Genomic DNA, 14,488 nt, shown 5'->3' with positions numbered 1-14,488 from the left:
CCTCGCTTACGTTCGCCCTGTCACTCTATGACAGTTCTCACCTATTGATCTAATTTCTGATCGATAAATGATGTGTCTATATCCGAACCAAACCATTCTGCCAACTTCACTCGTGCCTTATCTTTCACATCTTCATTGACATATAATGACGCCTGTATTAGTGCGGCCGTTAATGCCCCTAAATCGTCCGTATAACCAACTCCAGCAATGAAATCTGGGATGGCATCAATCGGCGCAATAAAATAAGCAAGTGCTCCAATTACAATAATTTTCACCCGCTTTGGAACATCAGGTCTTTGCAAAACGTAAAACAGTAATAAACTGGCATAAATGACCGACTGTCCGGCTTGCTTTGCAACATGCTTTACTTTTTTCCAAAACGCTTCAACTGAAAATTTTTGTTTCATGTAAAAGCCCCCCTATTTTTTAAAAGAAATAAGCTACAATATATTACCAGTAAAAGTTCATCAAAATTACACATAATCTATCAATGAATTTTTATTTTAACAAACAAACTTAAAAAGAACAAGTGTTCGTTAATTTTCATATCCTTTCCTTCATATAATAGTTTTCTAGACAAACCATTACATATTTCCACTTCTTATTTCTCAACCATGAAAATTTTCACTTTCACTTAACATTCTTCTCTATCTTTGTTATATTTTCTAGTTGACGGACATATAAACGAATGATAAAGTTTTCTCTGGTAGTGACAAAACACATACAAAAAATGTAAAATGTTATAGTGTTTCTCAGAAATGAATTTTGTTGTATAATACAGAAATGACGTTATACTTATGAGCAGCAAAAGAAACCAAAAAAGGGTATGCATAGTTAAAGTCGTATATGGGTGAATATAGAAGCTCTAATTATGGCAAAAGAAACTATGTATTTTTTATTTTAACATTTTTCGCTCCAAAATCGACCAAGCCTGATAGAGAAAGGGTGGAAATGAATGAAAGAAACCTTGAAATCACAATTTCAAAATGTGCGTTTCACTTTATTCGTAGCTTTAGCCGTATGGCTGAAAACCTACATTATTACACGCACAAGCTTTGATTTAAAACTTGAATCTTTCATGCAAGAATTCATTTTATTCATTAGTCCATTAGCAGCATCATTACTGTTTGTGGGACTTGCATTATTTGCAAAAGGAAAAAAACGTAACTATATAGCACTTGGAATTAATTTTGTTTTAACGTTCATTCTTGTTGGTAACGTAATGTTCTACGGATTCTACAACGACTTCGTTACTTTACCAGTACTAGGGCAAACTTCTAACTTTGGAAGCTTAGGTTCTAGTGTAAAAGAATTATTTAACTACAAAATTATCCTTGCATTTGCGGATATTATCGTATTCTTCATCTTATTAAAGAAGAAGAAAAACTTTGCACCGACAGAGCGTGTAGCACGTCCGATGCGTTCTCTATACTTCGTGTCAACAGTTGCTATTTTCTTCGTAAACCTAGGGTTTGCAGAAGCTGAACGTCCAGAACTATTAACACGTTCATTCGACCGCGTTATGCTTGTTAAAAACTTAGGATTATATGTACACCAAGCATACGATCTTGGCTTACAAGCGAAGTCAAGTTCACAAAAGGCATTTGCCGACGGTAGTAAATTACAAGAAACAGAAAACTATGTGAAAACAACACAAAGTAAACCAGATCCAAATATGTTCGGTACTGCAAAAGGAAAAAACGTAATTGTTGTCTCTCTTGAGTCATTACAAACATTCTTAATTGGCGCAACAGTTAACGGACAAGAAGTTACACCATTCTTAAACCAATTTACGAAAGAAAGTTATTACTTTGATAACTTCTTCCATCAAACTGGGCAAGGTAAAACATCTGATGCTGAATTCTTAGTAGATACTTCTTTATATCCACTAGACCGTGGTGCTGTATTCTTCACACACGGTAACAACGAATACACAGCAACTCCAGAAATTTTACGTCAGCAAGGGTACCACACATCGGTATTCCACGCAAACAACGCAACATTCTGGAACCGTAACATTATGTATCCGGCACTTGGTTATGATCGTTACTACAACGAGCTTGACTACAAGATTACGCCAGAAACAAAATTAAATTGGGGATTAAAAGATATCGAATACTTTGATCAATCTATCGATATGTTAAAAGAAGTAAAGCAACCATTCTATACTCGCTTCCTTACTTTAACGAACCATTACCCATTCACTTATGATGACAACACGAAATTAATCGATGAATATAATTCTGGTGATGGCGTGTTTGACCGTTACATGGTAACTGCTCGCTATTTAGACGAAGCAATGAAACATTTTATTGAGCGTCTAAAAGCAGAAGGCATTTACGACAACTCTGTGATCGTATTCTACGGTGATCACTATGGTATTTCTGAAAACCATAACCGTGCAATGGCACAGTTCTTAGGAAAAGAAGAAATTACTGCATTTGACCATATGAACTTACAAAAAACACCGATGTTTATTCACGTTCCAGGTCAAAAAGAAGGTAAAACAATTTCAAAACCAACTGGTGAAATTGATATTAAACCAACTATTCTAAACTTACTTGGTGTAGATTCTACGAATCAAATTCAATTTGGCCATGACGTATTCTCACCTGATAATAAAGGATTCGTTGTTCTTCGTGACGGTAGCTTCATTACAGATAAGTACATGTACACGAACAGTACATTCTACGACCGTGCTACTGGCGAAGTTGTACAATTACCGAAAGAAGAATCTCAACCACTCATTGATCGTGCCCAAAATGAATTGAACATGTCAGACAAACTCATTGAAGGTGACTTACTTCGCTTCTCTGAAAGTAACAAGATTAAAACTGGTGAAGTAAAAACAGCTATTAAAGAAGAAAAGAAGAGCGCTGAGTAATCTCAGCCTCTTTTTTATTTTCCGCTATCCTTCTTCTCCTATTCATTAACTTTAAAATTACATAACCTTTACCAAATATTCACACCACATTAACCAAACATCTCTATAATAAAATATGCAAACAAGGTTCTACATATTTCTTATCTCTCATCTTCAATAAGATCCCTTAAAGAAATATGCGAACCGTTTGTTTTCTACTTTCTTTTAATTGTCTTTTAAAGTGTTTTGTTCTCATGTACAAAACCTTCAATAAGATGATATCCCTATGAAAGATAGCTACCCTCCTTTTGCAGCATTCCATATGAATGTTGCTTTTTTTTATTTATAGGCAGGATTCTTATTTCTTATTTTCGAATTTGTATATACAAAATGCTATAAATCTCTATTACTTCCCTATTATTTACAAATACATATACGTCATATGTAGAGTATTACTTACATAAAAATTACTATAGCGATTTTATGCCGCGTTAACTAGCAATAGGAATCCCACTTCAAAATTTGGCCGGATTCAAAAGTCATATGGGTGATCTAACCGTATAGCTCGATTAATCAAAGTTTCACCTTACTTCAGTACTTACGAAAGGATGGGATGGAAATTGGCATATGAAAGATTTGTACTTTGGAATGATGCAGTTATTGATACAACAAAACAAAAAACATACATAGAACTAGAAGAAAGAGGCTTGCAATTTGGAGATGGTGTCTACGAGGTAATGCGGCTCTACAACGGAAACTTTCACTTATTAGATCCGCACATAACAAGACTATATCGCTCCCTAGAAGAAATAGAATTATCGCTCCCTTTCTCAAAAGCAGAGCTCATCACCTTACTTTACAAACTCATTGAAAGTAATAATTTCTACGAAGATGGAACCATTTATTTGCAAGTATCTCGCGGTGTACAAGCTCGTACTCATGCATTCTCATATGACATTCCCCCGACAATCTATGCCTATATCACAAAAAAGGAAAGACCGGCTTTATGGATTGAATATGGTGTACGTGCTATATCAGAACCAGATACTCGCTGGCTTCGCTGTGATATTAAATCATTAAATTTACTACCAAATGTATTAGCTGCTACGAAAGCTGAACGCAAAGGTTGTAAAGAAGCCCTTCTCGTACGAAATGGTATTGTAACTGAAGGTAGCCGTTCCAACTTCTTTTTAATTAAAAATGGAACACTCTACACACATCCGGCCAATCACCTTATTTTAAACGGAATTATTCGTCAGTATGTCCTTTCTTTAGCTAATACTCTTCACATTCCTGTACAAGAAGAACTTTTTAGCATTCGTGACGTTTACCAAGCCGATGAATGTTTCTTTACAGGCACGACGATTGAAATCTTACCGATGACTCACCTTGATGGAGCTGCGATCCAAGATGGCCAAGTTGGCCCCATTACAAAAACAATACAAAAATCATTTTCTCAAAGCCTTTTAAAATCGAACACTCCATCTTCTTAAATACGAATAATTATCACTCCTTATAATGTTAATATATGTATTTAAATCAAAATCAAGGTAAAAATTCCTGCCTTGATTTTTTTCTTGTAATCTTTTTGTCACATTCAGTTTCCCGCATAAGTCTTGACAGTAATCGACATGCCTTTTAGAATTTTTAATAGTTGGTAAATTTTTCTTCACTACATTACAGACAGAAAGGAATCGACAAACTATGAAAAAATACCTTGCCGGTCTTGCGGCAGTGTCTGTAGCAGGAGGAGCAGCCCCTACACTTGATAGTGTGCAAGCTGCCCCGGAACAAAATACACAAAAAGCTGCTACACAAACTGTACAAGCTTCTGCACCTAACAATTCATCTTACACGGTAAATGCTGATGTATTACATGTTCGTGCAGGATCAAGCACTTCTCAAGATATCATCTCTCGTGTTTATAACGGTCAATCATTAGACGTGATTGGCGAAGAAAATGGTTGGTTCAAAATTAACCATAATGGAAAAACTGGCTTTGTCAGTGGCGAATTTGTATCAAAAAAGGGAGCAACTAATTCCAATGTAAGTACAACAGGTGGAAAGAATAAAGTTACTGCCGATGTATTACGTGTACGTACGGCTCCTAACACTTCTAGTTCTGTTTCAGGACGCGTGTATGAAGGACAAACATTAAACGTAATTGGTCAAGAAAATGGTTGGGTGAAAATCAACCACAATGGACAAACTGGTTACGTTAGTGGCCAATTCGTATCAGGTGTTTCTGCAAATACAGGAGCTACAAACGATACGAATCAACAAACTGTACAACCAGCAAGCGGAAACTATACAGTAAATGTATCTTCCCTTCGTGTTCGTACAGGTCCTAGCACTTCTCACACAACTATAGCTTCTATTACAAAAGGACAAGTAGTACAAGTTGTTGGCGAAGTTCAAGATTGGTTCAAAATCAATTATGCAGGACAAGCTGCCTACATAAGTAAAGACTACGTAACAAAGGGCGGTTCTAACGAAAACGGTTCACAAGGCAACAATCAAAACAATAACGTAACTGTTCAAACTGGTGGTACTTACGTTGTTAACGCAACGTCTCTACGTGTTCGTACAGGCCCTGCTGCTTACCATAGTGTAATTGGCGGCGTGTTAAATGGTACAACATTAAACGTAGTTGGATCTGATGGTAGCTGGTTTAAAGTTAATTACCAAGGAAAAACTGGTTTTGTGAGTAGCGAGTTTGTAAAATTCGTTAAAGGTGGCACTGCTACTCCTGAACAACCAAAACAACCTGAAAAACCTAACCAAGGTGCAATTGGTGACTACTACATTAATGCTTCTGCACTAAATGTACGTAGTGGCGAAGGTACAAATTATAGAATCATAGGGGCACTTTCACAAGGACAGAAGGTGCAAGTAATCTCTGAAAACTCTGGATGGAGTAAAATTAACTATAATGGCCAAAATGGTTATATCGGAACACGTTTCCTATCTAAAACACCAGTTGGTGGTGCAGTAGATAAGCCTAACAACAATAATAATCAAAATAACAACAATCAAAACAACAACAACAACAATACAGGCAACAACAGCGGTGACACTTCTTCTCTACTTGCATACGCGAAATCTATGCAAGGTGTACCATACGTTTGGGGCGGTACTTCTGCTAACGGTGTTGACTGCAGTGGTTACATCTACCACGTATTTAAGAAATTTGGTCATAACATTAGCCGTCAAAGTGTTGCAGGATATTGGAGCAGCTTACCGAAAACTTCAAGTCCACAACCAGGCGACTTAATTTATTTCCAAAACACTTATAAAGCAGGTCCTTCTCATATGGGAATTTACCTTGGGGGCGGATCATTTATCCAATCTGGAGATAAAGGTGTAGCAATTGCTTCACTAAGTAACTCTTATTGGAAGAGCCACTTCTTAGGTTATACGAAAGCACCTTAAGTTATAGTTTCAGAGCCTTCTAGATTACTAGAAGGCTCTTTTTAAAAAAAACTCTATATAGTAATCCCCTTTCGTTCTTTCTCCACACAAAAATTATGCGTTCATTTTCCTATTTCGTACACTATATTCTATAAAAATCACTCAAAACGTTATCACAATGAATATATTCCCACAAAAAACATAACCTATTTCATGTCTATTCATTTCATATGTGTTTTTTTGAAGAATTTTCTTTTTATTTAAACTTTTCGTTAGACGTTTGACCTCCGATGTCCATTATGATAAGTTACTTAAGATGTTATATTCGCAAAAGTATAGACAACTGGTTTATACACTTTTTTACTATGAGGAAGGAGCATACACTGCATGAATCTTTTATGGGGAATTGGCGGCGTGATTGGAGTATTAGCAATTGCTTTTTTACTATCTTCCAACCGCAAAGCTATTAATTGGCGCACAATTTTAATCGCGCTAGCATTACAAATGTCATTTTCATTTATCGTATTACGCTGGGATGCTGGTAAAGCAGGTTTAAAACACGCTGCTGATGGTGTTCAAGGATTAATTAATTTTTCTTACGAGGGAATTAAGTTCGTTGCTGGGGATTTAGTCAACGCAAAAGGCCCTTGGGGATTTGTCTTCTTTATTCAGGCACTACTTCCAATTGTATTTATTAGTTCATTAGTAGCAATCTTATATCATTTCGGTATTATGCAGAAATTTGTTAGTGTCGTTGGTGGTGCATTAAGTAAACTTCTTGGAACTTCTAAAGCAGAAAGTTTAAACTCAGTAACAACTGTATTTTTAGGACAAACTGAGGCACCAATCTTAATCAAACCTTACTTAGCACGCTTAACAAATAGTGAGTTCTTCACTATTATGGTAAGTGGTATGACGGCTGTTGCCGGGTCAGTTCTTGTCGGCTATGCAGCGATGGGAATTCCGTTAGAACACTTATTAGCAGCAGCAATTATGGCAGCTCCATCAAGTTTATTAATTGCAAAACTAATTATGCCAGAAACAGAAGAAGTAGATAATAACGTTGAGCTTTCTACAGAACGTGAAGACGCAAACGTTATTGATGCAGCTGCACGTGGTGCATCTGAAGGTATGCAACTTGTTATTAACGTAGCAGCAATGTTAATGGCTTTCATCGCATTAATCGCTTTATTAAATGGATTATTAGGATGGGTTGGTTCTTGGTTCGATATTAAACTTAGCCTAGATTTAATCTTCGGTTACTTATTATCACCATTTGCAATCTTAATCGGGGTTTCTCCAGGTGAAGCTATACAAGCAGCAAGCTTTATCGGTCAAAAACTTGCAATCAACGAATTCGTTGCATATGCAAACTTAGGACCACATATGGCAGATTTCTCTGCAAAAACAAATCTGATTTTAACATTCGCAATCTGTGGATTCGCAAACTTCTCTTCTATTGCAATTCAATTAGGTGTAACTGGAACGTTAGCTCCTACTCGCCGTAAACAAATTGCACAATTAGGGATTAAAGCAGTTATCGCTGGTACACTAGCGAACTTCTTAAACGCAGCAGTTGCAGGTATGATGTTCCTATAAATTTATATCACCCCTCCTCTTTCTATAGAGGAGGGGTTTTTGTATGTATAAATGTATTTTTTATATATACGAAATACTTTATGCTGAAATATGAAAACATTATGATACAATAATTAGTAAGTCTGTTTATTTTTTCTTGTGCAAGGGAGATACTACTTCATTTTGTTCTATTAAAAAAGAATTGCAGTTACATGGTCTAATTCTTATTAATTGCGCATACTACAAGTATCCTTGCCTGAATTACCTTTAAGGAGGAAAGTTTTTTGAAAAATAATTTCTATAAAGTCTTCTCTATGTGGATTTTACAAATTTTATTTTATTTTACAACTGTACATGTGACGCATTATGAGCATGCTCTCATTTTTACAATTATATATGTAATCGTTAATGTACTATTTCTATTTTTGCCTGATAAAACTGCATTTGTTTTCTTTATACTAGGAACCATTATTTCAGTATTCTACTTGTTTTATGAAGCGTGGCTCAACTTATGGAGTACATCGGATCAATGGGAATATATTATTACCCACTTCCTGATGGCAGCTAACTTCTTCATCGTTTATATCTCAACACATCTATTAAAGAAAGTTATTCATGAGAATAAAGAATTAACTGAACGTGTGAGAACGCTAGAACAATACATTGGAGAATCAAAATTATTAACGAGACAAGAATTCGAAAGAAGACAAGCATTATTAATAAATGCGATGAATCGTCGCAATGAATCAGGTATTATCATTTACTTCGATTTCGCTTCCTTTAGTAAATACACGAAAGAAAGCGTCATGGACCGTGTAGCTTCATTATTAGTTGAAACGATAAGAAATGACTTTGACCTTGCTGCTGAATACGATAGCAATACACTGGTTATTTTACTACAAAACACAAATGAGGCCGGTGCTAACATTGTAATGAACCGCCTACAGCCAAAAATGGGGCAATGGCTTGCAGCTGAAGCAATTCAAGATATAAAAATTTCGCGAGAGCAAATCGGAAGTAAAGGACCGACATTATTATGATGACGCTTGTTATACTCCTTTTATTTCTTTTATTCTGTGTACTCGTTTTTTGGATTAGCATCGCATTTTCAATTAAATACGTACTTATTTTTACAGCCTTTCTATTCTCTGGCTTACTCGTTTATTATTCTTTCTTAACACTCGCAGGCTTAATTCACCGAAATAGTAAACGAAAAGATCGTACGCTAGAACATTATCCGAGCGTTGATATTTTAATACCCGCCCATAATGAAGGGGTCGTTATTAAAGATACATTAGAGGCGATGGCAAAGATTGAATATCCAGGCAAACTAACTGTTTATTTATTAAACGATAATTCTCAGGATGAAACACCTGAAATTGGTGATGATTTTGACAAAGCTTATGCTCATATCCGTCACATTCGTGTCCCTCCTGGTGAACCAAAAGGAAAATCACGTGTATTAAACTATGGACTTAGTATTTCGGATGGTGAATATTTCTGCGTTTACGATGCAGACAATCAACCTGAACCACATGCTCTGCGAATGCTTGTCGAACATGCTGAAACAACCAAAGATGCTGTTGGGGCTGTTGGACACGTTCGTACAGTCAATGAAAATAAAAACTGGCTGACACGAATGATTTCACTAGAGTTTCAAATCTTCCAGCTCCTTATGCAATCTGGACGCTGGCTACTATTCCAAACAGGTTCACTAACAGGAACGAACATGCTTCTTCGTCGCTCTGCCTTAGAAGAGCTTGGTGGCTATGATCCTTATGCAATTGCAGAAGACGCTGAATTAACATTACGAATTACACAAAAAGGCTATCTCTTACCAATCGTTCCAGAATCGATTACATGGGAACAAGAACCTGAGCATTTAAAAATTCTTATTAAACAACGTACACGTTGGCTCCAAGGAAACCTCTATATTTTAGAAAAGATGTTTTCTTCATTAAGTTTCTTTAAAGGGAAACTTCTTGTCCATTCCTTACAGCAAGTGTTAGTGTATGTCGTATTTTGGCTATTTTTAATCATTTCAAACGTTTGGTTTGTCATTGGACTACTCGGGATATTCCAGATTCAATATAGTATTCCGTTACTATTTATGTGGTATGTTGCATATATTACATATGTTTCGCAATTATTTAGTGCCCAGAGCGTCGAACGAACCTTTACACCGACGAATATTTTTATTAGCGTCATCATGTACTTTACGTACGCACAGCTCTTCACGTATTTATTTATTCGCAGTCTAATCTTATACTTACGTGCAAAGAGCAAGAAACAAGTCATCGGCTGGGATAAAACCGTTCGATTCAAAAAAGATAAATAATAAAAATAAGCACAGAGCGCCGTATGCTCTGTGCTTATTTATTGCCGTATAAATTATATATCAGACAATACCCCTTAGCTGAAAGTAATTTCACGTCCATCCCCCAACGAACGATCGACCTTCATTTATATACGAAAAAGTGATTGCTATTTTTGTAGAACCAATTGCTTCTCTTGCTGATCTTTGCGCGTTTCAGTCTTAGGTTCCGTGCTTTCTTGCACATTTCGATGTGCCACACGTTTCAAACAAATATGCTTCCACTTTCTTTCGTAACGTTTCATTATTCTAGATGTCCCCCTTGAATGCGCTTTAAAACTATTTGAAATCGCTTACAGGAAATAATATAGCACATATACATAAAAGTGACAACACATTCCCGACATATTTTTGACAAAAATATGAATAGAATTCATAAAATATCGAATGTTGTCGAAAGTTATCGTTTTTTCTTCATATAAAAGGCATACTACTTATATAGTAAAGTATTTTATTTCCCTGATTTGTATTTAAAATCTCTTCTATATAAAATGAAACTTTAATCAGTGGGGCTTTTTTCATCCCCCACTTAACTTCTTTGCTTTTGCTGAATTTTGAGGTGGGTGTCTTACTGCCACAAATAGAGGGATAAAAAAGGGCTGATATGAAATCAGCCCTTTTCCTTCTATTATTTATGTTGCTTCATACGTCCTTCTTTTTGCAATTCTTTAAATAATGCTGCCATCATAAAGAAAATAACAAAGACGAATGGGAATGCCGCAATAATAGCTGCCGTTTGCAATGCTTCTAATCCGCCGACATATAATAAGGTAGAAGCTATCGCAGCTAGAACGATACCCCAAACCATTTTAATGCGGTTCGGTGGATTTAAACTACCATGCGTCGTTAACATTCCTAAAACAAACGTCGCAGAATCTGCTGATGTAATAAAGAATGTTGCAATAAGTAGAATACCTAAAACTGATAAAGCTGATCCAAAGCTACCCATCTGATCGAACATAGCGAATAATCCTACTTCTGTTCCCATCTCTTTCACTTTGTCGAAGATATGCGCATCACCAAACAGCTCCATATGAATACCAGTCCCGCCGAAAACAGAGAACCAAAGTGCACCAATTACGGTCGGAACAAGTAACACACCAATAACAAACTCACGAATCGTACGCCCTCGTGACACACGAGCAATAAATGTACCTACGAATGGTGACCATGCAATCCACCATGCCCAATAGAAAATTGTCCAAGACTGGATCCATTGATTTCCGCCTTCATCCAATGGACTTAAACGGAAACTCATGCCTGGCAATTCCTGAATGTAAGAACCAATCGTTGAAGTGAAGTAATTCATAATAAAGTTTGTTGGACCTGCAAATAATACAATTATCATAAGTGCAAATGCCAAAATAATGTTCGTATTACTTAAATATTTAATTCCTTTATCAAGACCGGTTTGCGCAGATAACATGAAAAGAACTGTTACGATTGCGATAATAACTAACTGTGTCGTTAATGAATTAGGGATAGATGTTAAATAGCTAACACCACCTGCAATTTGTTTTGCCCCAAGACCTAATGATGTCGCAACACCAAACACAGTCGCGAACACAGCTAACACATCAAATGAATGAGCAATACGCCCATGTTCCCCGCCCTTAAATAACGGACCTACTGTCGCACTAATTGTACTTGCTTTTCCTTTTCTAAAAGTGAAGTACGCAATACATAACGCTACAAACGCATATAGTCCCCAAGGATGTAATCCCCAATGGAAAAATGAAAAACGCAGTGCAAGACGCGCACTTTCCTCAGTTGCACCATCTCCAAACGGAGGTGCGTATAAATGGTTTAATGGTTCCGCAACACCCCAGAAAACTAAACCGATACCCATACCAGCACTAAATAACATAGCAAACCATGTCATATAACTATAATCAGGTTCGTCATCATCTTTACCTAAACGAATAGAACCGTATTTCGAGACAATTAAAAAGATGGACACACCTAAAACGATAGAAACAGAAATAATATAAAACCATCCAAACTTACTAACTAGTGCAGTTTGAATTGCAGTTGTTACATTTCCTAGGCTACCTTGTCCAATAATAGATTCGGGAATAATCCCCCAAATTGTAAATGCAATACATAATGTTAATGAAACGATGAATGTCTTTGTCAGTTTCCTCATCAAATCCCCCTTCGTAGGTTTCACTTTTGTAAATAACATAAATTCCGATATGTTAAATCGGATAGAAAACTATAATTTTTGCGGTGATTTTCTTTCAAATCTCTTACTTTCACCTTCACCAATTAGAATTCTTATAGACAGCCTTACCTTCCGTATAACCTTTTCACTCTGCAAGAGCTACAAGGTAGAAATACTGCTGCCAAATTGTGCGAGAAAAATGCGGATGGGAATGTATTTTCCCAAAAAAGGATGTGTTACATATGTAAAAAAGGGCAAATTCCTTCCTTGCAACCTTTTCTTCTTGTAACAATTATGCGGTTTTTTTACTAGTATATAGCACATGTTTATAGCTTCACAAACGAAATGTTTATGTTTATATAACTATATTACCCATAAAACGGTAAAATACTCAAGGAATGTAACTGTATAGTAAACGTTTTGTAATACTATCGTAACATTTTTATTTACGCCGAAAAAAATATGTTGTATTAAATATTTTGAATATAACTAGAAACCTACTAATCATATAGAATGAAAAACGCTTTCCTATATTTTTTGTTATATTACAGGATGTTAACGACTGATTACGAATGGTTTGTAATTGTGTGTTTTCCCCAAATCCGAAAAAATCTGTTGCTATAATGAGGACACGAAAACAAACGCAATGGAGGCTATCATGAAAAAATTAATTGGTATAGCAACAGCAGCAGTTTTTGGTCTTGGGATTTTCACATCATCTGCCAATGCAGAAACTGTTGTAACAACAGACGTACTAAACGTACGCGAAAACCCTACTACTGAATCAAAAGTTGTCGGTAAATTACTAAACGGTAATAAAATAGATGTTCTAAATACAGAGAACGGATGGTCAAAAATCACTTTAGATGGTAAAGACGCATTCGTAAGTGCAGAGTTCACAAAAAGCATCTACTACGTAACAGCTAACGTATTAAACGTACGTGCTGAAGCGAACACAAACTCAGAAATTCTTGGAACGTTGAAGAAGGACGATATGATCGAAACAACGAACCAAGTACAAAATGAGTGGTTACAATTTGAATATAACGGGAAAACAGCTTATGTTCATGTTCCTTTCTTAACAGGTACAGCACCTGTTATTGAGAAACAAGAAACACCAGCTCCTGCTAAAGCTGCAGCACCAGCTAAAGCTCAAGCACCTGCAGCACAAGCGAAACCAGCTGCTAAGCCTGCTGTGAAAGCTGCTGAAACTAGCGAACCTTCTGGTGGTCGTGAGTTAACAGTTGTAGCTACAGCATATACAGCTCACCCGAGCGAAAACGGTGGCACATATGGCGGCCGTGTATTAACTGCAATGGGTCATGATTTAACTGCGAATCCAAACATGAAAATGATCGCTGTTGACCCGAAAGTAATCCCATTAGGATCTAAAGTATGGGTTGAAGGTTATGGAGAAGCTATCGCTGGAGATACTGGCGGTGCAATTAAAGGTAACCGTATCGACATTCTACTTGGATCAGATAGCGCTGCCCAAAAATGGGGACGCAAAACTGTTAAAGTGAAAATTTTAAAATAACCAATGACTGCTAAATTACAGCCGGTTCTCTTTGTTGAGAGCTGGCTTTTATTTATTTATAATAGCTATGAGGAGGCTATTATCATGAATGTACAAGCAAAAGTAGACTGGATTGGTACACCAACACCTTATATATATAAAGACGAAGTAACATATGATGCTACTTCCATTGATTTTTCACTCGCCGGCGATGACAATCGCTATAAATTAATTGTGCTCGGCCATGAAGGAAATATACATTACAAAATTGTACAATACGGGATAAAACCAGGCTCACAAAAGCCATTTCCTATCGATATTCCATTCGAACAAGCAATGCTACCGCTAGTCGAACAAATAGTAAATGATCCGTATGTACAAGCGACATTAAAACAGACACGCTTCTGACCGCAAAAAGACTATCTCAATTACAAGAGATGGTCTTTCTTACGTTAACGAGTCGGACCAGATACTTCCCCTGTTTTCAACGTATTATTTGTACCAAGAGAATGATACAGCATCCTCCCATTCACAGTTACGATATGATAATCTAAATTTCATTTTTTCTGTTTTGAGCATTTT

Annotated in this window: 11 protein-coding genes; 8 read left to right on the top strand and 3 right to left on the bottom strand. The window is 36.4% G+C overall.

The genetic code is table 11. The features are described from left to right. Positions 1-41: 41 nt before the first annotated feature. Complete coding sequence (locus JDS98_RS12700; protein WP_000810376.1) at positions 42-407, bottom strand: YkvA family protein; 366 nt, start codon at positions 405-407, stop codon at positions 42-44. 548 nt (positions 408-955) lie between these two features. On the opposite strand from JDS98_RS12700, the gene JDS98_RS12695 reads away from it, so the two are divergent. From JDS98_RS12695 to JDS98_RS12670, 6 genes are all read left to right on the top strand, one after another. Further along, a complete protein-coding gene (locus JDS98_RS12695; RefSeq protein ID WP_000665340.1) occupies positions 956-2,884 on the top strand; it encodes an LTA synthase family protein in 1,929 nt (642 codons plus the stop codon). A gap of 587 nt (positions 2,885-3,471) precedes the next feature. After that, on the top strand, positions 3,472-4,356 hold the full coding sequence (locus JDS98_RS12690; protein ID WP_002060282.1) for a D-amino-acid transaminase: 885 nt from the start codon (positions 3,472-3,474) through the stop codon (positions 4,354-4,356). Positions 4,357-4,567: 211 nt separating this feature from the next. After that, the gene (locus JDS98_RS12685; RefSeq protein ID WP_199633944.1) at positions 4,568-6,295 is read left to right on the top strand and encodes an SH3 domain-containing protein; all 1,728 of its coding nucleotides are present in this window, start codon (positions 4,568-4,570) and stop codon (positions 6,293-6,295) included. A gap of 366 nt (positions 6,296-6,661) precedes the next feature. Next, positions 6,662-7,873, top strand: coding sequence for a NupC/NupG family nucleoside CNT transporter (locus tag JDS98_RS12680; RefSeq protein WP_001051016.1), 1,212 nt, complete (start codon positions 6,662-6,664; stop codon positions 7,871-7,873). Between the two features lie 263 nt (positions 7,874-8,136). Beyond that, positions 8,137-8,892: a diguanylate cyclase domain-containing protein gene (locus tag JDS98_RS12675; protein WP_199633943.1), complete on the top strand. Its 756-nt coding sequence runs from the start codon at positions 8,137-8,139 to the stop codon at positions 8,890-8,892. Further along, positions 8,889-10,190, top strand: coding sequence for a glycosyltransferase family 2 protein (locus tag JDS98_RS12670; protein ID WP_199633942.1), 1,302 nt, complete (start codon positions 8,889-8,891; stop codon positions 10,188-10,190). Before JDS98_RS12675 ends, JDS98_RS12670 begins: the two co-directional genes overlap by 4 nt. Before the next feature lie 146 nt (positions 10,191-10,336). Here the strand turns inward: JDS98_RS12670 and JDS98_RS30475 are convergent, their stop codons facing one another. Both JDS98_RS30475 and opuD read right to left on the bottom strand, forming a co-directional pair. Beyond that, entirely contained in the window at positions 10,337-10,471 is a 135-nt protein-coding gene (locus tag JDS98_RS30475; RefSeq protein WP_000833064.1) for a hypothetical protein, read from the bottom strand. A 383-nt stretch (positions 10,472-10,854) separates the two neighbouring features. Beyond that, entirely contained in the window at positions 10,855-12,372 is a 1,518-nt protein-coding gene (gene opuD, locus JDS98_RS12665; RefSeq protein WP_001230123.1) for a glycine betaine transporter OpuD, read from the bottom strand. 676 nt (positions 12,373-13,048) lie between these two features. On the opposite strand from opuD, the gene JDS98_RS12660 reads away from it, so the two are divergent. Together JDS98_RS12660 and JDS98_RS12655 are read left to right on the top strand one after the other, a co-directional pair. After that, entirely contained in the window at positions 13,049-13,927 is an 879-nt protein-coding gene (locus JDS98_RS12660) for a cell wall-binding protein EntA (RefSeq protein ID WP_098657169.1), read from the top strand. Between the two features lie 84 nt (positions 13,928-14,011). Beyond that, positions 14,012-14,314, top strand: a complete 303-nt coding sequence (locus JDS98_RS12655; protein ID WP_199633941.1) for a DUF3910 family protein — start codon at positions 14,012-14,014, stop codon at positions 14,312-14,314. Positions 14,315-14,488: the final 174 nt, after the last annotated feature.

This window comes from Bacillus cereus group sp. N11, assembly GCF_016483605.1.
Taxonomy (GTDB): domain Bacteria; phylum Bacillota; class Bacilli; order Bacillales; family Bacillaceae_G; genus Bacillus_A; species Bacillus_A toyonensis.
The sequence above is the reverse complement of the archived record's forward strand: the minus strand, read 5'-3'. Positions and strand labels throughout refer to the sequence as shown.

Excerpts from the sequence above, each read along its gene's own strand:
- JDS98_RS12700 (WP_000810376.1), bottom strand. The coding sequence starts at position 407 with ATGAAACAAAAATTTTCAGTTGAAGCGTTTTGGAAAAAAGTAAAGCAT.
- JDS98_RS12695 (WP_000665340.1), top strand. The coding sequence starts at position 956 with ATGAAAGAAACCTTGAAATCACAATTTCAAAATGTGCGTTTCACTTTA.
- JDS98_RS12690 (WP_002060282.1), top strand. The coding sequence starts at position 3,472 with ATGGGATGGAAATTGGCATATGAAAGATTTGTACTTTGGAATGATGCA.
- JDS98_RS12685 (WP_199633944.1), top strand. The coding sequence starts at position 4,568 with ATGAAAAAATACCTTGCCGGTCTTGCGGCAGTGTCTGTAGCAGGAGGA.
- JDS98_RS12680 (WP_001051016.1), top strand. The coding sequence starts at position 6,662 with ATGAATCTTTTATGGGGAATTGGCGGCGTGATTGGAGTATTAGCAATT.
- JDS98_RS12670 (WP_199633942.1), top strand. The coding sequence starts at position 8,889 with ATGATGACGCTTGTTATACTCCTTTTATTTCTTTTATTCTGTGTACTC.
- JDS98_RS30475 (WP_000833064.1), bottom strand. The coding sequence starts at position 10,471 with ATGAAACGTTACGAAAGAAAGTGGAAGCATATTTGTTTGAAACGTGTG.
- opuD (WP_001230123.1), bottom strand. The coding sequence starts at position 12,372 with ATGAGGAAACTGACAAAGACATTCATCGTTTCATTAACATTATGTATT.
- JDS98_RS12660 (WP_098657169.1), top strand. The coding sequence starts at position 13,049 with ATGAAAAAATTAATTGGTATAGCAACAGCAGCAGTTTTTGGTCTTGGG.
- JDS98_RS12655 (WP_199633941.1), top strand. The coding sequence starts at position 14,012 with ATGAATGTACAAGCAAAAGTAGACTGGATTGGTACACCAACACCTTAT.